Annotated in this window: 18 protein-coding genes; 10 read left to right on the top strand and 8 right to left on the bottom strand. The window is 43.1% G+C overall.

Features of this window, described 5'->3' with window-relative positions:
• From BLQ87_RS06255 to BLQ87_RS06265, 3 genes are all read right to left on the bottom strand, one after another.
• The gene (locus BLQ87_RS06255; RefSeq protein WP_074605280.1) at window positions 1–2,499 is read right to left on the bottom strand and encodes a TonB-dependent receptor; all 2,499 of its coding nucleotides are present in this window, start codon (window positions 2,497–2,499) and stop codon (window positions 1–3) included.
• Window positions 2,500–3,195, bottom strand: a complete 696-nt coding sequence (locus tag BLQ87_RS06260; protein WP_074605281.1) for an ABC transporter ATP-binding protein — start codon at window positions 3,193–3,195, stop codon at window positions 2,500–2,502. It abuts the gene before it with no gap.
• Between the two features lie 80 nt (window positions 3,196–3,275).
• The gene (locus BLQ87_RS06265; RefSeq protein WP_176832990.1) at window positions 3,276–3,623 is read right to left on the bottom strand and encodes a hypothetical protein; all 348 of its coding nucleotides are present in this window, start codon (window positions 3,621–3,623) and stop codon (window positions 3,276–3,278) included.
• 58 nt (window positions 3,624–3,681) lie between these two features.
• Between BLQ87_RS06265 and BLQ87_RS06270 the strand changes: the two genes are divergently transcribed.
• Together BLQ87_RS06270 and BLQ87_RS06275 are read left to right on the top strand one after the other, a co-directional pair.
• Window positions 3,682–4,401 carry a phytanoyl-CoA dioxygenase family protein gene (locus BLQ87_RS06270; protein WP_074605283.1) on the top strand — a complete coding sequence of 240 codons (720 nt, stop codon included), beginning with the start codon at window positions 3,682–3,684 and terminating at the stop codon, window positions 4,399–4,401.
• A 390-nt stretch (window positions 4,402–4,791) separates the two neighbouring features.
• Complete coding sequence (locus BLQ87_RS06275) at window positions 4,792–6,186, top strand: serine hydrolase domain-containing protein (protein ID WP_074605284.1); 1,395 nt, start codon at window positions 4,792–4,794, stop codon at window positions 6,184–6,186.
• A 25-nt stretch (window positions 6,187–6,211) separates the two neighbouring features.
• On the opposite strand, the gene BLQ87_RS06280 is transcribed toward BLQ87_RS06275, so the two are convergent.
• From BLQ87_RS06280 to BLQ87_RS06295, 4 genes are all read right to left on the bottom strand, one after another.
• Window positions 6,212–6,835, bottom strand: a complete 624-nt coding sequence (locus BLQ87_RS06280; RefSeq protein ID WP_074605285.1) for a response regulator — start codon at window positions 6,833–6,835, stop codon at window positions 6,212–6,214.
• 44 nt (window positions 6,836–6,879) lie between these two features.
• Window positions 6,880–9,657, bottom strand: coding sequence for a sensor histidine kinase (locus tag BLQ87_RS06285; RefSeq protein ID WP_074605286.1), 2,778 nt, complete (start codon window positions 9,655–9,657; stop codon window positions 6,880–6,882).
• A gap of 125 nt (window positions 9,658–9,782) precedes the next feature.
• The gene (locus tag BLQ87_RS06290; RefSeq protein ID WP_074605287.1) at window positions 9,783–10,904 is read right to left on the bottom strand and encodes a hypothetical protein; all 1,122 of its coding nucleotides are present in this window, start codon (window positions 10,902–10,904) and stop codon (window positions 9,783–9,785) included.
• Window positions 10,905–11,049: 145 nt separating this feature from the next.
• The gene (locus BLQ87_RS06295; RefSeq protein ID WP_074605288.1) at window positions 11,050–11,907 is read right to left on the bottom strand and encodes an SDR family oxidoreductase; all 858 of its coding nucleotides are present in this window, start codon (window positions 11,905–11,907) and stop codon (window positions 11,050–11,052) included.
• A gap of 60 nt (window positions 11,908–11,967) precedes the next feature.
• Between BLQ87_RS06295 and BLQ87_RS06300 the strand changes: the two genes are divergently transcribed.
• The 4 genes from BLQ87_RS06300 (at window position 11,968) to BLQ87_RS06315 (ending at window position 15,921) form a co-directional block, all read left to right on the top strand.
• The gene (locus BLQ87_RS06300) at window positions 11,968–12,420 is read left to right on the top strand and encodes a winged helix-turn-helix transcriptional regulator (RefSeq protein WP_083361716.1); all 453 of its coding nucleotides are present in this window, start codon (window positions 11,968–11,970) and stop codon (window positions 12,418–12,420) included.
• A 245-nt stretch (window positions 12,421–12,665) separates the two neighbouring features.
• Window positions 12,666–13,019, top strand: a complete 354-nt coding sequence (locus BLQ87_RS06305) for a hypothetical protein (RefSeq protein WP_074605289.1) — start codon at window positions 12,666–12,668, stop codon at window positions 13,017–13,019.
• The gene (locus tag BLQ87_RS06310; RefSeq protein ID WP_074605290.1) at window positions 13,016–14,020 is read left to right on the top strand and encodes an ATP-binding protein; all 1,005 of its coding nucleotides are present in this window, start codon (window positions 13,016–13,018) and stop codon (window positions 14,018–14,020) included. The genes BLQ87_RS06305 and BLQ87_RS06310 overlap by 4 nt, the downstream gene beginning before the upstream one ends.
• A gap of 125 nt (window positions 14,021–14,145) precedes the next feature.
• Window positions 14,146–15,921 (top strand): SGNH/GDSL hydrolase family protein, encoded by a 1,776-nt coding sequence (locus BLQ87_RS06315; RefSeq protein ID WP_074605649.1) that lies wholly within the window; start codon window positions 14,146–14,148, stop codon window positions 15,919–15,921.
• 272 nt (window positions 15,922–16,193) lie between these two features.
• Here BLQ87_RS06315 and BLQ87_RS06320 read toward each other — a convergent pair whose 3' ends face one another.
• Window positions 16,194–17,216, bottom strand: a complete 1,023-nt coding sequence (locus BLQ87_RS06320; RefSeq protein ID WP_074605291.1) for an LLM class flavin-dependent oxidoreductase — start codon at window positions 17,214–17,216, stop codon at window positions 16,194–16,196.
• A gap of 266 nt (window positions 17,217–17,482) precedes the next feature.
• Between BLQ87_RS06320 and BLQ87_RS06325 the strand changes: the two genes are divergently transcribed.
• The 4 genes from BLQ87_RS06325 to BLQ87_RS06340 are packed head-to-tail and all read left to right on the top strand — an operon-like array spanning window position 17,483 to window position 25,155.
• Window positions 17,483–18,526 carry a FecR family protein gene (locus BLQ87_RS06325; protein WP_074605292.1) on the top strand — a complete coding sequence of 348 codons (1,044 nt, stop codon included), beginning with the start codon at window positions 17,483–17,485 and terminating at the stop codon, window positions 18,524–18,526.
• Between the two features lie 53 nt (window positions 18,527–18,579).
• Window positions 18,580–22,041 carry a SusC/RagA family TonB-linked outer membrane protein gene (locus tag BLQ87_RS06330; protein ID WP_083361717.1) on the top strand — a complete coding sequence of 1,154 codons (3,462 nt, stop codon included), beginning with the start codon at window positions 18,580–18,582 and terminating at the stop codon, window positions 22,039–22,041.
• Between the two features lie 11 nt (window positions 22,042–22,052).
• Window positions 22,053–23,957, top strand: coding sequence for a RagB/SusD family nutrient uptake outer membrane protein (locus BLQ87_RS06335; protein WP_074605293.1), 1,905 nt, complete (start codon window positions 22,053–22,055; stop codon window positions 23,955–23,957).
• A gap of 19 nt (window positions 23,958–23,976) precedes the next feature.
• Window positions 23,977–25,155 (top strand): DUF5000 domain-containing lipoprotein, encoded by a 1,179-nt coding sequence (locus BLQ87_RS06340; RefSeq protein WP_074605294.1) that lies wholly within the window; start codon window positions 23,977–23,979, stop codon window positions 25,153–25,155.
• The last annotated feature ends 20 nt before the right edge of the window (window positions 25,156–25,175 follow it).

The following is a 25,175-nucleotide window of genomic DNA, read 5'->3' on the forward strand; positions in this document are numbered from 1 at the left end:
TCAGAATCGGTAAGTGGCATTGAACATCACATTTCTAGGTGTTCCGGGAAATAACCTCAGGTAAGTTTGCGCACCCACCCAATAGGTCTGATTGAATACGTTATTGACATTCATAGCCAGCTGAACCCTTGATTTTGGAGGCGAATAATACAATGCCGCATCGATAAGGGTATAGGCAGGCAGGGTAAAATCCCTGGTGTACCAGGGAAGTTTATCTCCACTGTATTGAATGCCGGCGCCAATTCCTATACCTTTTAAAATCCGGTTTTCATTAAGGTCATACCTTGTCCAGAGGCTTCCGCTGTGCTGAGGCGTATTCTGTACACGCTGACCCTTTAAGATGGGATTGTAATCTTCCGTAATCAAGGCATCTACATAGCTGTAACCGGCATTAAACTGCCAGTTGGGGAGGATAAAACCAGAGGCTTCTACTTCTATCCCGCGACTGCGCTGTGCACCACGTTCGATTAATTTGTTCGGATCAATCGGGTCATTTGCATTCATCAGCAGATTCTTCTGATTGATCTCAAAAATGGAAAGGTTGACCATCAATGTGCGGTTCATCCATTCAGATTTGGCACCGATCTCTTTCAGATCGCTGGTTAATGGTTTGTAATTTGTGCCTGCAGGCGGAGGAACGACCACTAAATTTGAAGTATTGCCTTGTGGCTGATAGCCCTGAAGGTAAGTCCCGTAAATATTGACATTCGGGTTAAGTTCATAGGTAATCCCAAACCTTGGCAATACTTTTTTTCTGGAGCTCTTTTTCTGATTGTCAACTTTGTAATTGCTGTAGTCATCATGCCATTCCTGTCTCAATCCAAGCAAAAGTGTTAATTTGTTGTATTTGATCTGGTCCTGAATATAAATGCCATTCGCGAGAGAATAGGCCGGAGAAATCTCATTTTGTGTGAAAACATATTCACTCAGATCGCGGAGGGTATATAGTGGTTTGGCGAGGTTAAAATGAGCAACGTTTGGAACGGGAATATTCATTCCGTTAACCGTTTGAAATATATAAAGGTCTTTCTTTAAAGGGTCATACTTTGGGGCAATCCCGCCGCTTTTCAAACGATAACCCTGGGCTGAACTTTCTGCTCCTCCCCGGTATTTCTGAACGCTGATGCGGTCGTAACCAACAACGATCTTATGCTGCAATGGTCCGGTTGCCGCATTGATGCTAAAATAACTGCTGATGTTATCGGTATTTAAACTTTGCTGTCTTTGAATGGCCCTCAGCCCGGCAAGGGTGGGTATGGCATTTCCTGCCTCGTCCAGGCCGTAAACATTTGTCGTGCGGTGTTCCAGGAGGTCTTCGTCCCAGGTCTGCTTCATATAAGCGATGTTAAATACGATGTCTTTGGTAAAGGCATGCGATAAATTACTCATGAGCATGATGTCGCTGGTACGGTAACGGTCATTGCTGGCGCCCATATTGAAGGTAATAGGGGTGCTTTTCAGGTCAGTCTGGCCAGCAATAGCACCAAAGATCGCTTGTCCGCGGTCTAACCTTGTTTTGTTGTTGTTTAAAACAAGTTCGACATTCAAGGCCGTTTGTGCATTGGGGATATAAGAGAAGGAGGGGGAGATGAGGTAGGCTTTTTTATACTGCAGGTCCCGAAAGCTTTTGCTGTCTTCATAACCGAGATTTAAACGGTAAAGTAAGGATTTCTCCTTATTGAGTGGTCCTGTGAAATCCAGGGTCCCACGGATGGTGCTGAAGCTTCCTGCAGAAATGCTCACCTGTTTCCTGTCTTCGCTAAGTGGTTTTTTGGTCACGAGATTGATCGTTCCACCCGGATCAGCGCTGGAAAAAGAAGCACTCGCCGGCCCTTTTATGACTTCAATCCGCTCTATGTTACTCGTTAACGGCTGGAGGAAGTAATGCTGTCTGGTCCGCATGCCGTTAATGATGGCCCCTTCTTCATTCTGATTAATTCCCCGAATGGAAAACTGGTTGTAAAAACTGTTTTGCGTAACCGCCGGAACATTTTTTATCGCATCTGCGAGGGTAAAAGCCTGACGATCGGCGATGAGTTCCTTGGAAACAGAAGAAATCGCCTGTGGGATATCCTTATTTAAAGAAGCCGTTTTAGTGGCAGAAAAGGAATAATCTCCGTAATATTTCTTCGCGCTGGTACCAATTACTTCCACAGTTTGAAGTTCTTCGCTGGATGCGGAAAGCTTGATGGTGTCTATTTGCAGTTCTTGTTTTTCCAGAACCTGAAAGGTTTCCTGGAAGGTTGTAAAGCCAACGGCACTGGCCCTAAGTAAATAATTACCGGCCTTTGGTAAAACAAATTGAAAATGACCATTGGAATCACTTGAAGTATTTAAAATGTCTTTGCCATTTCTGAATTTCAGGGTTACCTGTTTGACCGGCCGGTTTTGTTGATCCGTCACCGTTCCTGAAACTTTTGTTTGTGCCTGAACAGAGAGCGAAAAAACCGAGGTTAGTAGTAGTAGCGTTAAAATGGGTTTGATATAGCTGAGGATCATTTAGATGGTTTCTAAGTATAATTTTTGGAGGTCATTGGCATTGATATCTGTGGCTTTAAGGGTATGAATCAGTTTCCCCTGACGCATAATTCCGATATGGGTGCCAATATTAACCGCATTAAATATGTCGTGGGTGGCCATGAGTATGGATTTGCCTTGAAGTCCGAGTGCTTTTACGAGTTCGGTAAATTCGTCAGTCGCCTTGGGATCAAGCCCGCTGGTGGGCTCGTCCATGAGAATAACGGCCGCGTTTTTTGCCAATGCAATGGCGATGCCGACTTTTTGGCGCATGCCTTTGCTAAAGCCGGAGAGTGGTTTGTAATGTGCAGATTCCTGCAAACCACATTGGGAAAGAAAGGAGGATAAGCTTTCTTTATCGTAGCTGAAACCCGCAAGCATGCTGAAATAATCCAGATTCTCTAATGCCGTAAGCTGGCCATAAAGCATCACCACTTCAGGTATATAAGCGATGTGTTTTCGGGTCTCCGCAGATCCGGATCGGACTTCTTTGTTGTTGATGAGTGCCTTCCCGGAACTGGCGGCTGTAAATCCCAGAAAAAGATTGATGGTCGTGGTCTTGCCTGCGCCATTCTGGCCCAGAAGACAAAAGATTTCACCTGCTTTAACTTCGAGGTTAAGGTTGTCCAGTGCTACATGAGACTGGTAATGTTTAGATAAGGAAATCGCTTGAAGCATATTCTTTAAAAATTAGCATATATAGAAATGCATTGCCCGGAAAGAAAGGGCAATGGAACTTAATCAGGAAATAGAAAAAATTAAGAATGCAGGACCGGGGGACCTTTGTTACTGCATTTCAGGATAAAGCTGGACGTGGCCTGAGGAATCAGGAATGCCATTATCCTTTGCAGTAGGGGAGGTGTGAAACTGAATACCTGTGGAGCAGTATAATTCAGGTCTGTAGATTGATGTTTGATCAGATCGCAGGTTTTGCAGGGAGCATAGAAGGGCTTAACTTGTTCCTTTTGATACTTATCGGCAGGAGAAGATAAATCCTCATGATGGTGTAAGGAGGAAATCAGGAAGTTGCTCAGAAAAATGAGCAATAGGAAAACCGCTCCTGCCTGAGGAAATATGCCGGAAAGATATGTCGGTTTGATGTTCATTAATGCAACAAAGTTACAATTATAATCTTGTTGACCAAGTTTTCTTATATTCGCTGTCATGTTAGATTTTGATTCAGGCCGCTGCGAACTTGAAAAGAATGGTTTTACCACTGTTGATTCCGTGTTCTCAAAAGAAGAGATCGCAGAGATGCTCTGTGTCATAGAAGCGGCAGACAGTTCTAAAAGCACGTTCAGGAAATCAGCTGATTTATTCGCTATCCGGCAATTTCTGAAAGAAATCCCCGAAATCAATCCAATCATTTTTAATCAGCGTTTTGAAAATCTGGTTCAGCAGTTTTTTGGCGAAGGGTATTTTGTGGTGAAATCAATTTACTTTGATAAACCGGAACAATCCAATTGGTTTGTCGCCTATCACCAGGACCTGACCATCTCCGTGGATAAAAAGGAACAGCTTCCCGGGTATGGAAACTGGACGGTAAAGCAGGGGCAATTTGCAGTTCAACCCCCTTTGGAGATCCTGGAACAAATGTTTACCGTTCGGATTCATCTGGATGATACAGACGAAAATAACGGAGCACTAAAAGTGATCTCCGGATCTCATTTAAAGGGAATCTCCCGATTGGCAGCGCTGGATTTGTCAATTGAAAAGGAAACCAGCTGCAGGGTAAGTTCAGGCGGGGCCATGATCATGAAACCACTCTTATTGCACAGTTCCGGAAGGACCATCAACAACAGTAAAAGAAGGGTAATTCACATCGAATTTTCTAAACAGGGGCTGCCGGCAGAACTCAATTGGGCGGAAAGGAACCTGTCCTGAAAGAAGAATCATTTTGCTATTCCCAAGGTCGATTTCAACAGCCTGAGAGTGCCTACCGCAGGTGCAACAGATGGAGAACTTAATTAAAGTTCAGGCCATTTGGCCCTTTTGCCACGTTAAAATTACATTGATGATATCGAAAAAAGCCCATCTTTGTTCTAATATTCATTTTTTTGTAGATTATTACAAATAATTTCATGAAATTATAATCAGGTTATTTAAAGAAAATTATTACTTTCGTCCTTATTTATTATCTCTCTCCGTTTAAATGACTAAATCGTTGCGATTGGGCGATCGTAATGGAATTATAAAGAGAATATCATGGCTTGGTCGCTATGGTAGTTTAGGTTGTGGGTGCGTTTGGTCGCGTACCCACTTTTAAATTTTCAGATGAAAAGATTAACATTACTGCCGCTCCTGCTCTCCCCCAACTTCAGCTATGCACAAAAAAATACCAGGTTTGATAGTTTATACCTCAGCTTGTTTAAAGCAGGTAAACTTAACGGCAATGTCCTCATCGCGGAGAAAGGAAAGATAATTTATGAAAAGAGTTTCGGCTTTGCAGACTTTGAAACCGGAAGAAAACTAAACCTGAATTCCGTATTTGAACTGGCCTCGGTTTCTAAGCAATTCACCGCAATGGGAATCGTACTGCTGGAAAAACAAGGGAAACTAAAATATGAAGATGAACTTGGGTTATACATTCCTGAATTAAGCAGCTATAAAGGAATCACCATTCATCATTTACTCCGGCATACCAGCGGCCTCCCTGATTATATGGACCTTTGTGAAAAGAACTGGGATAAGTCAAAGATCGCGGTCAATCAGGATGTCATCAACCTTTTTCAGCAACTAAAGCCTAAAGCTGATTTTGCTCCTAATGAAAAATGGGAATACAGCAATACCGGTTACCTTTTACTGGCAACCATCATTGAACGGGTATCGAAAAAATCCTTTGCAGATTTTTTAAAGGAAAATATCTTTAATCCATTGAAGATGAAAAACTCCTTAGTATACAGGAGCAGGTATCAGCCACAGCTGATCAAAAATTATGCGAAGGGCTATGTGCCGGATTCGCTTAAAGGAAAGATCCTGCCGGATGAGCTAGGTAAAGCATATTATACGCATTATCTGGATGGCATTGTAGGAGATGGAATGGTAAACTCCACATTGGAAGACCTGCTAAAGTGGGACCGGGCATTATATACAGATCAGCTGATCAATGCGGAAGATAAAAAGAAGATCTTTAGTTCCGTTAAAACTGATACCGGAACAGATACCCATTACGGTTATGGCTGGGTCCTGGAAGACAATAAGATTTACGGTAAAATTGCTTCACACAGTGGAGCATGGGCGGGGTATATCACCTATATTGAACGACATTTAGATCAGGACAAGACGATCATTATACTTCAGAACTATGATGAAGTGTCAATTCCTGTTAAAAATACGCGTAACATATTGTACAACAGGCCAATTCCGGCAAGGGTTGCAATTGATTCAAACGGGTTAAAGGCATATTCAGGAAAGTATAAAATGGGCGCTGCTGAGGATCGGACACTATCAGTAAAGGATGGAAAGCTGTATGTTCAGCTGGATCCAGGCGACCCGGATGATATTTCAGAATTAATTCCAATCGGAAATCAGTTATTTATGGATAGCGGCCTTTCTTATTCGGCGATTTACAGGTTTTTTACAGCGGATAAACAGCTTAAATTCCAGGTGTTGGAGGAAGAGAAAGGATTGGATGATCTGGGAATAAAGATAGAAGGGATAAATCCCTAAATATAGGCGCCCTACCGGAAAAGTGCTAAGGTTTGAGATTTTTATAATAATATGCAATTGCCTGGCCCAGGGATGAAATGTGCAGCTTCTCGTAGATCCGTTTTGTATGCGTATTGATGGTGTGAAAACTCAGTCCCAGTTGATCGGCAACCATTTTATAGCTTAAACCTTCTGCGAGTAAACACAAGACTTCATTTTCCTTCGGACTTAAGGGGGATTTTTTGTCCGATGGCCTAAAATAGTCCAGTACCCTTTGGGCAATTGCCGGATTCATTGCTGCCCCGCCTTCATTCACTTCTTCTATTGCCTGCAAGATCCGTTGTGGTTTATCATTCTTTAAAATATAACCACTGGCACCATTTTTTATGCTGGTAAAGATTTTTTCGTTGTCGTCATAGGCTGTTTGCATCAGTACCTTTACCTCGGGATATTTATTCTTGATCAACCTTAATCCCTCCAACCCGTCCACCTCGGGCATGTTGATGTCCATGAGGACCACATCCGGATAAAACTGTTCTATATCTGCCAGCACATTTTTGCAGTTCAATGCCTCACCTACATATAAAAAATGATCATTCAGACTGAGTAAGGCCCTTAGGCTATCCCGTCTGTCGGCATTATCATCGTATATAAAAATGCGAATACTCATAATTCAAATATACAAAGCATATCCTGCACCGGGCTGTAATTAATTTAAGGGACAAGAGGAATACTGGCTGATATGGTCGTGCCTTTGTTCGGTCCGGAGCTGACCAGGAAAACCCCATGTAATTCCTCTGTCCGTTTTCGCATATTGGCCAGGCCATTTCCCTGATGCGAACTGGCTTCAAATCCAATTCCATTATCAGTGATGCTGAGTTTAATATGGTGGTTTTCCATTTCCATGCGAATGTTGAGCTGGCCCGCCTTACTGTATTTTGCCGCATTGTTAATCGCCTCTTTGGTAATCAGGACGATGTTTTTTCTCAGGCTAATGTCTTGAACGGCTTTGTCTATTTCAGGCGCTATTTTAATCTTGTAGTCGATCTCGGTTGCACTTAGGATGTCATTGGCAAAGTTCTTTATCCTGCTGCTCATGGTCATAAATTCGTCCTTTCCTGGTTTCATACTCCAGATGATATCTCCGATTTTGTCTGCAAGGTTCTTGCTCTGGTTTTCTATCTTTTCCAGAATCTTTCTCGCCTGTTTCGGATCTTTATTCAACAAGTGATTGGCTACGGCACTGTTGACCTGTAAGCTGCTGAGTGATGCTCCGATATCATCATGCAGATCAGCAGTAATCTTATTGCGTTGTTGTTCCAGCGCAAATGTTTGTTCAAAGGCAATCTTCTGACGGTTCAGTTTTCTGATGTTTAGCCACCAAAAGATTAAACCAGTGCCAAGGAAGACCATCAATATCCAAAACCATTTGGTCCTATAAAAGGGGGTCTTCAGGTAGAAATGAATGGTCAGCTGCTGCTTACTGATGTGATTGTTGATGTCTACCGCCCGAACGTATAAATCATTGTCGCCACTGTTGAGTTGAATATTTAAAGTATTTCCTTCCATTTTGTTCCAGTGATGCGGACCATTTAAGGCATATTGAAGGTTCTTAAAATGCCCGCCGGGTTCTATTCCTGCAAACTGAAGTGCAATATTATTTTGATGACTTTCCAGTGTATAATCATTGCTGATGGCAGTTTTAACCTGGTTTATTTTGACGCCTGTGAGCACCGGGATCACTTCAAAACCAGGATTTCTATAGTTGGCAGGGATTTTAGCAACTCCATTTTCTGTTGCCGCATACAAAGTATCCCGGTAAAGGGCGAGGTCATTGATAATATTGGAGGGCAGGCCATCGGTTTTTGATAAATTCTTTAAGGAATACCGGAAGTTGGGCGCAGGTCCTGCATATTCGAGAATACTGATTCCCGTTTTACTGCCAATCCAGATTTTGTTTCCGGCGGCGAGCATTTTCGTGATATTTCCTGGCAAACCGATGTCTTCACTAATGGTTGCAATCTGCTGATCATCTTTAAAAATAACGAGACTGCCACTGGTGGTACTTGCCCATAAAGTGCCGTCTGCAGCAAAGGTTAGAGAGGTCAGCTTTTTTTCTGAGAAGCCTTTAAAAGGAATGAATTCCGAAACATTGAGGTCATGGCGGTACTTATACAAGCCCTTCGCACCAATGTAATAAATCACATTTTGACCTGCTTTAACAAGATTTAAAGTCCTGTCGTAAGCACTGTTTAATGTCCGGGTCATTTGTCTGCGCACATTTAATTCAATTAATCCCGCAGTACTGCCAAGGATAATAAGGCTGTCGTTGAGCGCAATGGCAGTCTTTAAGGAGGCCCGGGTGCCTTTTGCATTCAATACACCAACATATTTCCGGAAATTGAGGCTGTAGCCGGCGTCGCTGATGGTGACGATATCAGTTCCAATGTTGATGATTTTCCTATGCCATGGGAAAAGCGCGTTTACGGCAATGTCGTGCTTCCGATATTGCCCGTTCTTTACCTGTAAAACCTGGCCATAATAATTGCCGGCAAAGATCTCCCCCTTCGCATTTACGGCGAGACTTAAAAAATTGGGGTTTATAAAGTCTGCATTGGTAGTGATTTTCTGTATCCCGTTTTGGCTGTAGTATAAGAGCCCCTGATCGAGTGTTGCCACCCAGAGGTTTTTATGGCGGTCAATATAAGCGCAGTTTACCGCAAACCGGCTGGGGATGGTATGGCGTAAGGTCAGCGTTTTTTGATCCATAATATGGATAAACCCTTTACTGTTGATCACACTCAGGTTCTGGCCTGAAAATTTATGCCAGTAATCCGGGCCCAGTTTGGTAACGGAGTCTACGGTATAAGAAAATGGCTTTATGTTTTGAACGGAAACTTTGTAAACGTTTTGCTCAGAAAACAGGTAAATGTCATTGTTGCCCAATGTTTTCGGGATGATCCGGGGACCTGTAGGGATCGATATCTGAGCTGTTTCTTTACCTTTCTGACTAAGAGTGATCCTTGTATAATGCCGCTTATTTTTTAGGAGAACTTCTGTAATTGCAAAATCAACGGGTTGGTTTTTTACGAGGATGGTAAAAAAGCCATCATTTTTACCACGCTGTTGGGATACCTGTTTATTTTTTAAAAATACAATGCCCAAATCATTGTGAAAGCGGATGGTCCCATCTGCCATCCCCGTCATCCCGAGCAATGACTTTGCCATTTCAGTTAATTGTTTATTGCCTTGATAGGTGATGAACTTATTGTTGATCTCATCAAAATAAGCAGGTGTTTGTTTATAGGCATTTACCCAAATGGTCCCATCGGGAGATTTTAGAACCTGTAGGATATCATTTGATGGCAGACCATCCCTGACGGAGAAATTTTGGAAATATCTGCCGTCAAAACGGGAAACCCCATTGTCCGTTGCCAGCCATAGAAAGCCCTTATTGTCTTCCAGGATATCATAAATATGATTGCTTGGCAAACCTTCATTTGTGCTCAGTGCATTTAATTTAAGATAGGGCTGCGCTTTTGTCAGAAGGCAAAAACAACATAAAAAGGCGAAGGTGAGGAGCGGCTTTTTGATGGGTTAATTTGTTTTTATAAATGCTAACGGTAAAGATCTCTCATGGAAAAATTGAACTGGCTCATGATCTGTCGCGTCAATTCCCTGTACAGGTCATCATAACTGGGCCTGTTATTGGCAACCCCATTGATAATGGCCTGATCTCTTGCGCTCAGGGCATTGGGATCTCCGGTATACCTGCCGCTAAGGCTTTCCCAGGTATATTGCGCAGGAATCCGGTCCGAAGCTATTAATTTTTGCGTATGCGCATCCGTGATGCGGTAATCCATTATCGCTCTTGAATTGATCACCCTTCGGGTCACATAAACGGTGGCAGAAATTGTTTTGCTACTTTCCGATCCGGCCATTTTATCACTTTTTACAGGGATCTTTTTGGAGACATTGTAAGAATAAGTATTGGTGGCCAGATTGCTAAACCAGATGTCGTACATATTGATGTCCATAAACTGGTCAACCCTGATGTCGGATTGCTGCCCGTAGGACAGGCCAAAGAACTTATAATAACTTCGTTCTCCAATAGAATTGAGGTTCCATAAAATGTCGTTCTCGAAAAAATTGCCGTTGATAGAATAATAGCCAAAGCGCTGATCAAGTTTACTCACCACTACATTCGTGATTGCCGCGTCGTAAGCCTCTTGTTTTTTGAGGATGACATCTTTATAACCTGGTACATAGGTATCGGCAATCTTCAGAAGATCATAAGCTTTTCGGGCGCTAACCTTGTCTTTACGTGCCAATAGCGCTATTCCCCGGTTGTATCTGGCATCGGCGGCAGCTAAAGCAGCTCCTTCTAATTCCTTGTGGTAGTTCTTTGGATGGAAAGCACCGCTTTCTGCTTTCAGATCTGCTGCGGCATCGTACATTTTTTGTAAGGATTCATAGCCGTCGTAAACCAGGTCCAAAACCTGGCCTTTTTTACCTTTGCTGTCTTTTGCTGCAGCGATGTCCTGTTGATATTTTGTCGCTGCTTCCTGATAGGCAATGGGAAGAATCCTTTGTGCATTGGCGTCTGAAGGGTTCTTCTTTAAATCATTGATCGCCGCATAGTAAGCCTTACCGTATTCTCCTTTGTCAAAGAGTTTCTGGGTAGACTGACAGGAAGAAAATAAGAAGAGGAGGAGGGTTAATTTTAATAGCGTTTTCATAAAATTACAATAAGCTTTACTTAAAGATATGGAATTCTAACCGCCTTTAGGATTTTCTGCTAGTAAAAAACGCTATAAAAAAACGCGCCCGATTGGGACATTGCTCAACCGGGCGCGTTTTTTTAAGTATAGAAATATTGGATCTCTAATTCTGGAAATCGTTACTGATGACTGATTTCAGTGTATTTGGTTTCTTTCCGGTTACCTTTTCGACATCATTGGTCGTAAAGCCTACATGGTGATTCGCAATCACAGAATATACTGAGTTCATGTAAAGTGCCACAAAATCAGGGGCACCTGCTTCTTTAAGCACAGCGATGTATTGTTCCGGACTTGGCTGAGGATAAACAATTGTCTTACCGGTCACTTCGGTAAGGATCGCAGCCGCGTCAAAATAAGTCAGGGATTCCGGACCGGTTAACTCATAAGTTTTTTTTGAGTGACCGTCCTCAGTCAACACTGCAGCAGCGGTAGCTGCAATATCTGCTACGTCGATAAAACCTACTTTACCATCACCGGCAGTGGCGAATGTAATCCCTCTCTGCATAATGTTTTCCCATTCATAATTTTTGAAGTTCTGTGCAAAGAATGAAGCCTTTAGAATGGTGTAATCAAAACCATCTTTCTCCAGTCTGGCTTCTGTTTTTAGATGAAAGGACATGCGCTCGCCCATCTCTTCCGATTTTAAAGCGGATAGATAAACTACCCTTAATATGCCTTTTGATTTTAGAAAATCTAGGAAAGGATTGATCAGTTGGTCCATTTCCAAAACCATAGCAGGGCCAAGCAGGAAAACGCTATCTACACCGGCAGTGGCTGCTTCAAAGGTAGAAGGATCATCAAAAGAGAAATGAACCAGCTCATCTGATAATCCAAGCTTTGCTTTAGATTCTTCTACATTTCTGGTTCCCGCAAGAAAGGGGATTTTTTTTGCCTGAAGTTCTTTAATTAGTGCCTTACCAATTGCACCGGTAGCGCCTGTTACTAAAATTTTATTTGCCATTTTTTTCTGTATTTTATTTTCAATAGTTACTTTTAGTAATACAATAATAAGAGGTAACCAATGGATAAACAAGAAGGTACAGCAGCGTTACCTAATAACACCGGTGTAACTATTGCTGGGAATGAGGGCTTTAAAGACAACAGAAAGTTACAGGAAATTTTTCAGAATGCGAATACCATTGCCAATGAGATTTGTCCCGTGAGGGATGTCATTGCCAGGATCAGCGATAAGTGGAGCATTTTGTCTATTTATGCCCTGGGTGCTTATGGGAAACTTCGGTTCAGTGAGCTGATTCAAAAGATTGATGGCATTTCTCACCGGATGCTGACTGTCACTTTGAGAAACCTGGAAGGAGATGGCTTTATCAAAAGAAAGGTTCATGCAGAAGTGCCGCCAAGGGTAGATTATGAGCTTACTGAGCTGGGGCATAGCCTGATGCAGCAATTGTCCGGAATCATCGGCTGGGCAGAAGCAAATGGTCCGGAGATCCTTGCTTTCCGAAATAAAAAATAAGCTAAACCTTTTCTATACATTCTGCGTTTTGCCTGAGGATGAATCTATGCAGAGGGCCTGCGAATTCAACAAAATAGCCAGGTTGGAAGGTAGATGCTTACCGGATTTATAAAGGTTTGAATTTGAAACTGTTCGGGGATACGATTAAGAAATAGGAAAAGAAAAGGCGGCAGTAACATACAATATGTCTATTTTTTGGTAGATAAATGTATATTTGATTCAATAATTAATTAAAAAATCGTTTTATGAATGAAGTGGATAGGACCTATAATATTAATTTAAGTTTCGAGGAAATAAAGCTCCCGCCATTTCAGGATATTCTGGTGCTTGCAAAAAACTCGGTACAGGGGAAAATAGGACTTTCTAAATCATTTGAATTACTCGTGCCCAATGGTTTCGAGATTATTGATATTAATGATGGCATGATTGAAACCATTTTTGTCCATAAGAACATTCTTGCTAAGATCTCAAAAGAAAAAGTAATCCAGATTCTGCAAAATAATGTGTTTCCTTTTATCTCAGAAGGAGAACTCATCAGCGTGAATTTCAAAGTAAATATTTCTGTGAAAGATATCGTCTTTAAAGACTCTGATTTATGAATATAGCTTCTCTTATTAGATATGATTATGCGAGTCTTGATGGTTATCAGGGAGTGCACATTGCCCGTGGTCATCAGGCAATAGCAAACGGTCTTGTTGTTTTGGATGAGAATATGCCGATAGGGGTGTTGACCTCCGTGGATCTTGCCAGAAAACACCATATGATCATTATGGACTGTTTAAGTCCGAAACCAACAGTAGATAAAGCAGATAAGATCAGTAAAGTGCTGGAGGTGATGAAAGGAAGCGGACATGATGTTTTGATGGTCTATGATCAGCAGGTTTTTTTGGGTACAATCTCGCAACATGATATCCTGAATCATTTACATGCCAACCTTAACCGTCAGCGGCTTTCGTTGCAGTCTGTGGCCCATGACCTGAGAAGCCCGATTGCTTCGATTAAAATGTTAGGGAACATGTTGCAGGAAAACCTGATCCTGGTTGAAAATAAACAACTGGTAGATTATTTAAACCAGAGCTGCGACTTCGCACAGAAAATAATCGAAGATATCCTGCTGACAGAACAGACTTTCGAGGAAATGGTGAATTATTCTGTAGAGAATTTCGATGAGCTGGTCGAAGAATGTGCTGCTGGTCTTTCTACAGAACTGGAAAAAAAGCAATTGGAGCTGCAAACAGATCTGAGATTTGGTAAATCGGTTAAAATGGACCGCCCCAAGTTTAAAAGAGCGATTTACAACCTGATTTCCAACAGCATTAAATTTACCAATCAGCATGGGAAAATTGAGTTGTCTACATTGATTACAGACAATATGCTGAAGCTGGTGGTGAAAGATAATGGGATCGGAATCCCTGAAAATATTCAGGGACAGATTTTTGATAAATTTACCCGTGCCAAAAGACCGGGAACCGCGGGCGAACCTACTACGGGCTTGGGAATGTACCTGACCAAAAGAATTGTAGAGCTGCATGATGGCAGTATTCAGGTGGAAAGTGACGGGAAAAACGGAACTTGCTTCTCTGTCTTTCTGCCCTTGTAATTGTTGCAGGACCTATTCCCCGTTTTTCTTCCTCCTGCCATGCTCCCGCATGGATAAATTTTCAGAAATAGATATTCGATCTTATCTTTATTTTTAGCTAAAATATGGGCTATAAATTCCAAAAGATGAAAAAATACTTTTTAATCCTGATCCTGACGATGATGTTTTGTGGCTTTTGCGCTGCACAAAATACGAATGCATTTAAATCGTGGAACCCAATAAAAGATACCTTAAATGTCATACAGGGGAGAGGCTGGTCTGAGGGCTTTAAAAGCGCATACGATCGTTTACCTGCCAGCGCGGAAAAAAAGGTTCGGAAGGCAGTCTGGAATTTATCTGAAAATAGTGCAGGACTGAATTTACGATTCAGGACTAATGCAACAAATATTGTGGTGAAATTTGCAGTTAAAGCTGCACTTCAGATGCCTCATATGCCGGCTACAGGGGTAAGTGGTGTCGATTTATATGCTAAAGATAAAGACGGGAAATGGCTTTGGTGTGCAGGGAAATTTGCTTTTGGGGATACCATCAGCTATCGGTTTAATCACATTTCCGGAACAGATCAGCAGGTGAAGGACAGAGAATATACGCTGTATCTACCTTTATACAACAGCCTGAACTGGATCGAAATTGAGGTTCCGGAAGAAAGTAATTTTAAGGCATTGCCGGTATATCCGGAAAAGCCAATTGTTGTTTATGGAACTTCCATTGCACAGGGCGCATGTGCTTCGCGCCCTGGAATGGCCTGGACTTCCATTTTGGGAAGAAAGCTGGACAGATCTATGGTTAATCTTGGTTTCTCGGGAAATGGAATGTTGGAACCCGAAGTACTGGATTATATTACACAGATTGATGCGCGGTTATATGTGCTGGATTGTCTGCCAAATATGACCGGCCCGGCGATGAAAGACGATACGATCAGGAAAAGAATTGCAAATGCGGTAACCATGATTCAGCTCAAACGCCCGGGGGCTCCCATCCTCTTAACGGAACATGATGGATATTCGGATGGAGAGATGCAGCCGATGCGTAAAACAGCATATGAAAGGGTGAATGCCTTAATGGATTTTACGGTCGATTCCCTGAAAAAAGCAGGCGTAAAGAATATTTACCTGCTTTCAAAAGAGGAAATAGGGCAGGATATAGAGAGTATGGTGGATGGGGTTCATCCGAATGATCTGGGCATGATGAATTATGCAAAGGCCTACGAAAAGAAAATCAAAGAGATTTTTAACGAAGACGAAGGGAATTATTCCAGCATGATTCCACGTACCCAAAGAAGAGATGCGGCTACCTATGATTGGGAAACGCGCCATCAGGAGGTACTCAAATACGCCGCTGCGCAGCAACCGGAAATTGTTTTTATGGGAAATTCCATCACTCATTTCTGGGGAGGACTACCTCAGGCAGCAGTTGCAAACGGAACAAAATCCTGGTCTAAATATTTCGGTCAGCGTAAGGTGCTGAACATGGGCTTTGGCTGGGATCGGATTGAAAACGTATTATGGCGGGTCTACCATGGCGAATTGGATGGTTTTTCTCCTCAGCACATTGTACTGATGATTGGTACCAATAACCTGGAATCTAATACCGATGAACAGCTTCTGGGAGGTTTGGATTTTCTGCTGAAGGCCATACGTTCAAGACAAAGGGAATCAGGTGTTTTATGTATGGGAATTCTACCCCGCCGGGGCATGGAGCTGAGGATCTCTAATCTCAACAAAAAAATCGCCCTGATTGTAAAGAAGAAAGGGATGCAGTACGCAGATGCGGGAACGCTCTTTTTAAATTCAAATCAAAAAATAGAAGAATCTTTGTTCAGTGATGGCTTACATCCAAATGAGAACGGCTATGAGCGATTGGGGAAATTTATCAATAGCCGGATATCCCTAAAGAAATAACAAATTGCAGATCAGTTGTGCTTTATTTCCGTTTACATTCTATTGAACTCCTGATGATCTGTAATAGGGGGTTGATTGATCCTTAATTGATTCTGAGGACCTTTGAACGCCCTCTTTTTCATTAATCGTAGATGAAAAGTAAGAAAACACACATTAACCGGATATGAAACTCATTTTTTGCCTTCGGTAAAATGATTTTTTTTACCAAAAAAAGGGCCGGGCAGAAAAATTCCGGCCCGGCCCCTTTATCCAGACGCTCCGCGCCCTCCTGATTATTTTTTTAACAATGGTGCTACCGCTGTACCGATCAGATTGATGGATTTAAGTTGTTGCTCATGGGATAAATTCCCGGTATCCATTTGGAAAGTAAACCTCGATACACCACCGAGTGCTTCCGAATGCCTAAGGATTTTTGCAGCTATTTCTTCTGGGCTACCCACTAAAAGTGCACCTTCAGGGCCTAACTGAGATTCAAAACGATCCCTGGTCATTGGTGGCCATCCGCGTTCCTTGCCGATATTGGTCATGGATTTAGCATATCCGGGATAGAATTCATCCTGTGCCTGCTGACTTCCTTCGGCAACATATCCTAAGGAGTGGATACCCACTTTTAGCTGATCTTCTGAGAAGCCCGCTTCTTTTCCTGCTTTACGGTATAAATCTACCAGCGGGCGGAACTGGTGTGTCTGCCCGCCAATAATGGCGACCATCAATGGCAATCCGAGCATTCCTGCACGGGCAAATGACTGTGGCGTACCACCAACACCAAGCCAGATCGGTAATTTGTCCTGAACCGGTCTTGGATAGATCGACTGGTTGACTAAAGCAGGGCGAAACTGACCCGACCAGGTTACTTTTTCATGGTCACGGATTTGCAGTAATAAATCGAGTTTCTCGGTAAACAGATGATCGTAATCCTGAAGTTTATAACCAAACAAGGGGAAAGCATCCGTAAACGAACCACGACCAACCACCATCTCCGCACGGCCCTGAGAAATCAGATCCAGGGTAGCAAAATCCTGGAAAGCACGCACCGGATCAGCAGCACTCAAAACTGTTACCGCACTGGTTAACCTGATGTTTTTTGTCCTGCCTGCCGCGGCCGACAGGATATTACTGGGCGCTGAATCCAGAAACTCACGCCTGTGGTGTTCCCCGATTCCGAAAACATCAATTCCGGATTGATCGGCATATTCAATTCTTTCCAGTAGCTGAGCAATTGCTGTGGCATCACTCAGGGCATCCGGCCCATCTATATTAAACTTCGCTGCAAAACTATCTATTCCTAATTCCATATCAAATCCTGTTTTAATTGCTGTCTTTTTCTTGAAAATTATGTTCCCCCAGCTGTGCCTCCTAAATATTTAGCGCTTTAACACTGGGCATATACAAACATAAGGAAGATAAATTACGCTGATCTTGAGGTATGGTAAGAACTGCTTTACTCTTGAATTTTTGAAATAATTGATCTCATTATCAGTTGTTTGTGATTTTTATCAAAAAAAACAAGTAAACCGAAGCTCATTTCTGCACTATAAAATATCAACCATATGATATACTCATGAAGAAGCCTGAGCTTACTATAGAAGAATTGCTGAACGATACTGAATTTATAGATTACTGTTTAACGGAAAGTCAGGGCATTCCCGACAAATGGCGACAACAGCTCCTCCATTATCCTCAGAATGAAAAGACGTTTGAAAAAGCAAAATCGTACATGCGGTTATTGGAAGGGAAGATGTCGGAAGAGCTGATCGAAGCGAAGCAGCTCAACTTCATCGCATTGTTTAGAAAAGTACAGCAGGAAAAGCTGGAGCAGGAGCAACGGACAAAGGTTAAAACAAGCCAGCCATTGTTATGGATCGGGATTGCCGCTTCCCTGTTACTGGTATTGAGTACGGCTATTTTTCTTTTTAAAGCGAAAAGCAAGCTGGTGAGTACTTATGAGAATTTGGCAGGGAAATCTATCGAATCAGGCAGGAGAAGCCAGAAAAGTATTACCCTGGCAGATGGTACTGAAGCCATTATTTATCCAGGTGCGAAATTGGTCATCTCTGATGATTACAATGATGACTTCAGGGAAGTCGCCGTTTACGGGCAAGTGTTTTTTAAGATTTTCCCTCAGAAAGACAAACCTTTCATCGCTTATAGTAAGCATACCACGACTACCGCATTGGGAACTGCTTTCTATGTCAGGGATTTCAAAAACACAGCGCAATCCACTGTCATTCTGGTCAACGGAAATGTAAAAGTACAGGCACCCGGAAGTAAGCAGGTCGGGTTTCTGGAGCCGGGAACGATGATGCTGGTCAGCAACAAAACCGGAGCTGCCGAGAAAAGAACGGTCAGCAAACAGGAACTGACAGAACTGCTGGAGCAAAAGCTCAATTTCAACGACAGCAATACCATTAACGTGATCGATAAGCTGGAGATATACTATGGAGCTGAAATCGATATCAGTCGTTGTCATGGCGAATTGAAGAAAATCACTGGTGATTATTCCGGTCAGTCGCTTTCCAATATCCTCAGTTCCATTGCCTATATCAACCACCTGAGCTGGAGGATTGATGAGGAGCAGCACATCATTTTCGAGCCATTACCATAATTCCCTCAAAACCTAATTAACCAAATATAAACCAACCAAATCATTCTAATTCTATGAGAAAAAAGCAGCTACTTCATGCGGACGATTTTTTCTCCTTTTTACTGTTACTCTTGTTGCTGACTGGTCCCTCGATCCTGACGACCTCAACAGCACAGGCAACGGGCTTGAAAAAAAAGGAGGTCTTTTCCATCGGCTTTAATAAAGAACCCATTCTGGAGGTATTCTCCAAAATCGAGCGGATTTCCGATTTACGGTTTTCGTATAGCCGGGAGGACATGAAAAAGGTAGTCCCGATTACGATGGCAGAGAAAGAAAGAAACATCATTCAGCTGTTAAAAGAACTGAGCACAAAATCAGGGCTTAATTTCAACATTTCAAAGAACCTTGTTGCTGTCCTCCCCCGGAAAGACTTTTCCTTTGAACCAGAGAAAAAAGCCCTGCCTGTGCAGAAAGTAAAAGCAGATACGCTGATTCAGGGCGTAGTAATGGACAGCCTGCAAAGACCGCTTCCGGGAGTTTCCGTTTATGTGAAAACTAAGCTCGGTGTAGGAACGAGTACAGATGTGAATGGGCGTTACTCTCTTAAAGTACCGGCAAATGCTATCCTCGTTTTCAAAATGGTGGGTTACATTTCGGTAGAGAAGCCCGCCAATCAGCCCATTGTAAATGTCTCGCTGAAAGAAGACAATTCTACACTCGATGAGGTTCAGGTGGTGGCATTTGGAACCCAGAAAAAGGAGAGTGTGGTCGGTGCGATTACGACGATTAAACCTTCTGAACTAAAGGTTCCTTCCAGCAACCTCACCACTGCTTTGTCCGGACGTGTGGCGGGGATGATTGCCTATCAGCGCAGTGGAGAACCAGGACAGGACAATGCGGAGTTTTTTATCCGCGGTGCGGCAACCTTCGGCTATAAAAAAGAACCCCTGATTTTAATTGACGGACTGGAATTGACGGCAACGGACCTCGCCCGCCTGCAGCCTAATGATATTGCCAGTTTTTCTGTCCTTAAAGATGCGACCTCTGCAGCTGTTTATGGTGCCAGGGGAGCAAACGGGATTATCCTTGTGACCACAAAAAGGGGATACGATGGGAAAGCGAGAATTAATCTTGAACATAATTATTCCCTGTCACAGCCCACTAAAAATATAGATCTCGCTGATCCCATTACTTTTATGCAGCTCCATAATGAGGCGATCTCTACCAGAGATCCTTTAGGGAAATTACTCTATTCGCAGAATAAAATTGATGCTACGGCTGCGGGAATTAATCCAGTCGTTTATCCTGCTACAGACTGGATGGACCTCCTGCTGATGAAAACCACGCAGAACCAAAGAAGCAATTTAAGCATCACGGGCGGGGGTAAAGTAGCCAGCTATTTTGTAACCGGAACGATGAATAAGGACAACGGGATTATGAAGGTCGACAGCCGTAATAATTTCAATAATAACATCAAACTGAGCTCTTACTCCCTGCGCTCCAATGTGGATGTCAACATTACCCCAACTACCCAGATGGCGGTAAGGCTTTATGGAAACTTCGATGACTATACCGGACCCGTTGATGGGGGAACAGGGGTGTATAAGAAAATTATGAATACCAATCCGGTATTGTTCCTTCCTTATTATGCACCCGATGCAGCCCACCAGCATACACAGCACATCCTGTTTGGGAATTCGGAGACTGGTGGTTTTCTGAACCCCTACGCGGATATGGTAAAAGGGTATAAAGATTCTTCAAGGTCATTGATGCTGGCACAGATAGAAATTAAACAAGACCTGTCTGGTTTCCTTTTCCCCGGACTAAAAGCACGTTTGATGGCCAGTACACAAAGAAGGTCTTACTTCGATGTGCAAAGAACTTATAATCCTTTCTATTATAATTTAAGCAATTACGATAAATCGACGAATGAATATGTATTAAATGTACTCAACGAATCAAGCGGAACCGAAACCCTGGATTACAGGGAAGGCTCAAAAGAGATTTCTACCTCTTCCTATATGGAAACAGCACTGAATTATGATGAGGTTTTTGGAGGTAAACATGCCATCAGTGGCATGTTGGTCGGCATCCTGCGCAATAGCATTGCGGCCAATTCCGGCTCATTACAAGCTTCCCTTCCTTTCCGGAATGTTGGTTTTTCAGGGCGTTTCTCTTATGGCTATAACAGCCGGTATACGGCAGAGCTGAACTTTGGGTACAATGGATCGGAGCGCTTTTCTGAGGATAAACGCTTTGGCTTTTTTCCATCGGCAGGAATTGCCTGGAACATCTCCAATGAACCGTTTTGGGGCGGACTGAAGAAGATCGTTTCCAGCTTTAAACTGCGTGCGACCTATGGTTTAATCGGAAATGACGCGATCGGCGATCAGAGCGACCGTTTCTTTTACCTTTCTGATGTTAACCTGAATAATGGAGACAGAGGGGCCACCTTCGGGCAAAATTTCGAATATTCCCGGCCGGGTGTATCGGTGAACAGGTACGACAACAGGAACATCACCTGGGAAACGGCAAGGAGACTCAATCTCGGTTTCGACCTGCAGATCAAAGATTTTAACATCACTGCGGATTATTCAACCGATAAACGGGAAAGCATCCTGATGAACAGGGCCTTTATTCCAACTACCATGGGTTTATCTGCGGGAGTGCGGGCAAATGTTGGTCAGGCAAGATCTAAAGCATTTGAATCTTCTGTCAACTATACCAAAAGCTTCGACAATTCCTTTTTTGTAAGTGGGACCGCAAACTTTACCTATGCCACCAACAGCTACCTTAAAGTAGAAGAACCTGAATATGCAGAAGCTTACCGTACTTTGGTGGGCCGCCCTTTGAATCAGCAGGAAGGATACATTGCCGAACGCCTGTTTATAGACGAAGCAGACATTAAAAATTCTCCGGTGCAGACTTTCGGAACCTATTTGCCCGGCGATATCAAATACCGTGATTTGAATGGCGACGGACAAATCACGCCCGCCGATAGAATTGGTCTTGGTTTCCCGACCTCTCCGGAGATTGTCTATGGATTCGGCTTCTCTGTAGGATATAAAGGCTTCGATTTTTCAAGTTTCTTTAACGGCCTGGGCCGCACTTCTTTCTGGATTACCAATTATCAAACGGATGGTGATCTGGCTAGAAATGGAGATACTTCTCCTTTTATTAACGATAGCAGGGCTTTGTTATCGGCTTATGCAAACAGTCATTGGTCTGAGGATAACCGCAATTTATATGCCCTGTGGCCACGCTTATCGACGAATAATATTGCCAATAACAGTCAGACGAGTACCTGGTTTATGCGAAATGGCGCTTTGCTCAGGTTAAAACAGGTAGAATTGGGCTATACCTTTCCTACCAAAATGACGAGCAAATTCTACATTCAGAAACTAAGGATTTATGCCAATGGCAGCAATTTGCTCACGTTTAGCAAATTCAAACTCTGGGACCCTGAGCTGGGCGGTAATGCCTTCAATTATCCGGTTCAACGGGTATTCAATTTTGGTGTTAATGTGACCTTTTAACAATTAAAGAAATGAAGAAACTAAATATATTAATCCTGATCATCGTACTTTCTACGCTGAATTCCTGTAAAAAATACCTGGATGTGGTTCCTGATAATATCGCCACTATCGGCAGCGCATTTTCTATGAGGTCGCAGGCAGAAAAATTCCTGTTTACCTGTTATTCTTACCTGCCAAGAGAAGGCTCTCCCAGTGAAAACCCGGCCATGCTTGCGGGCGATGAATACTGGTTTTTTGACAACATTAAAAATATTGACCCTACTGCCTGGCGCATTGCAAAGGGGGAGCAGGGCATCACCAGTCCTTATCTCAACTTCTGGGATGGAGAGAATCTGGGGCAACCTTTGTTCAGAGGGATCAGGGACTGCAATATTTTTCTTGAAAACATCAATTCCGTGCTGGATATGAGTGATTTTGAGAAGAAGAAATGGAGTGCAGAAGTGAAATTTTTAAAAGCCTATTACCATTTCTACCTCATGAGAATGTATGGGCCAATTCCCATCATTGATAAAAATATGCCCGTTTCGGCTTCGCCTGAAGAGGTCAAAGTATTTCGGCAGCCCATCGATAAATGTGCAGATTACCTTGCCGGACTGCTGGATGAAGCAGCAACAGATCTACCCAGCATATTAGATAAGCCGACCACAGATCTCGGACGGATTACCAAACCGATTGCCCTGGCCATTAAAGCAAGGATGCTGGTGCTTGTGGCCAGTCCCCTTTTTAATGGGAATCCTGATTTCTCCAGCTTGCAGAGCCCGGACGGAACAGTACTTTTTAATCCGGCTCCTGATCAGAAAAAATGGGAACGCGCTTTATTGGCCTGTAACGAAGCGATTTCTGTAGCAGAAAGTGCGGGTATTAAGTTATATGAATTTATACCCAATGCAACCACCGGGGCACTTTCTCCGGAAACGCTAAGAACGCTGAGCATTCAGAATGCCGTGACGGAAAGGTGGAATACGGAACAGATTTGGGGGGCTTCCAATAGCCGTACTTACGATCTGCAAAGGAAAGCCCAGGCGAGGTTAGACCCCTCAAAATTCCTGAATGAAACGGTACAGTCTATTCTTGCACCACCGATTAAGATTGCGGAGCTGTTCTATACCCGCAATGGCGTACCCATTACGGAGGATAAAACCTGGAATTATGCCAACCGCTTAAACCTGAGAACGGGTACCACAAATGAGAAGTTTTATATCAAACCGGGGTATAAGACGGTAGAATTGCATTTCGACAGAGAATCCCGTTTTTATGCGGATCTGGGTTTTGACGGAGGAATCTGGTATGGTCTGGGGAAGTTTAAAGATGGAAGCGATGTCTGGCCTATAGAAGCCCGGGCGGGCGGGACAGCCTCAAGAAAGGGAGCGCAGCTCTATTCCGTAACGGGATACTGGCCCAAAAAGCTGGTCAGCTATTTAAATGTCATTAATGATGATTCGGATTACCGGGTCCTGGATTATCCATGGCCAATTGTCCGCCTTGCCGACCTGTACCTGATGCATGCGGAAGCCGCGAACGAAGTCAAAGGGCCGGGACAGGAAGCGTACCAGTATCTGGATAAAGTGAGGAACAGGGCGGGATTAAAAGGAGTGGTGGAATCCTGGACTGCATTTTCAACAAATCCTTCAAAACCAGGATCAAAAGATGGATTAAGAGAGATCATTCATCAGGAAAGGCTGATCGAAATGGCATTTGAAGGGAGCCGCTTCTGGGACCTTCGCCGTTGGAAGGAAGCGCCTGCGGTGCTCAATGGACCGGTAAAAGGATGGGATCTGGAACAGGCAACACCAGAAGGGTATTACCGGCAAAAAACATTGTATGTGCAGGCCTTCGCCCTGAAAGATTATTTCTGGCCGATCAAGGAAAGTAACATTACGGTCAACAGAAATCTGGCTCAAAATATTGGTTGGTAGACATTAGAAAAACAGCATTATGAAAATATATAAATTAATGGTTCCTGTGCTTTTATTCGCCATGATGTATGGTTGTAAGGAAGACAACGGATTGAATAAACCCTTGTTTAAAGACGGACAGAAGCCTGGAGTGGTGACAGGTGTTGTCGTAACGAATAAAAATGGCGCGGCAAAGATTACCTATAAAATTCCTGCAGACAATGACCTGTCTTACATCATGGCAGAATATGAAATCCGGCCGGGAGTAAAAAGGGAAGTAAAAGCTTCTTATAGTAATGATTCCCTGATTGTGGATGGCTTCGGGCAGGTCAAAGCTTATGAGGTGAAACTGTATGCCGTGGATAAAGGAGAGAACTTGTCGGATGCCGTAACGGTTACGGTAAATCCTTTAAGTCCGCCTTTTACAGAGGCCTTTAAAGAACTGGTTTTAAAAGATGATTTCGGAGGAATGAATGTTGCCTTTAAAAACAAAAACGAATCGGATATTGCCATTGTGGTGATTATGCCGGATAAAAATGGGGAGCTGGCCGCGATTGATACTTATTATACGAAAGCAAAACTGGGGAATTTTAGTATCAGAGGATATGAGCCGAAACCGATACGGGTAGGTGCTTACATCAGGGACCGTTTTGGCAACTTGTCTGATACCTTGTTTAAAGAGATTACACCCATTCTGGAAATCAGGCTTGACCGCACAAAATTCAAAAAAGTGCAGCTCCCTACCGATAGGGGTGATGGATATGGTTGGGTGATGGAAAACCTATGGAACAATTCTACCGGTGGAACTGGTTTTCACACCAATCCCGGACTGGGGTTACCGCTTTGGTTCACCTTTGATCTTGGAACCAAGGCGAAGTTGAGCCGTTTTAAAGAGTATCAGCGTGGAGAAAACTATTATGAATTTAACCATGGCAATGTCCGGAAGTTTGAACTTTGGGGATCCAATGACCCTCCTTCGGATGGAAGCTGGACAAATTGGGTTAAACTCGGTGAATATGAATCTTTGAAGCCTTCCGGACTTCCCAATGGGCAGAATTCATCTGAAGACATCAAGTATGCGCAGGCAGGGGAAGAGTTTAATTTCGATATCAATAACCCATCAGTCAGGTACATCCGTCTTAAAATGCTTCAAAACTGGTCTAACACCGACTTTATACACATTATGGAACTACAGTTCTGGGGACAACCTGAATTATAAATCAATTAAGAATTACGCAT

Source organism: Pedobacter steynii (assembly GCF_900103665.1).
GTDB lineage: Bacteria > Bacteroidota > Bacteroidia > Sphingobacteriales > Sphingobacteriaceae > Pedobacter > Pedobacter steynii.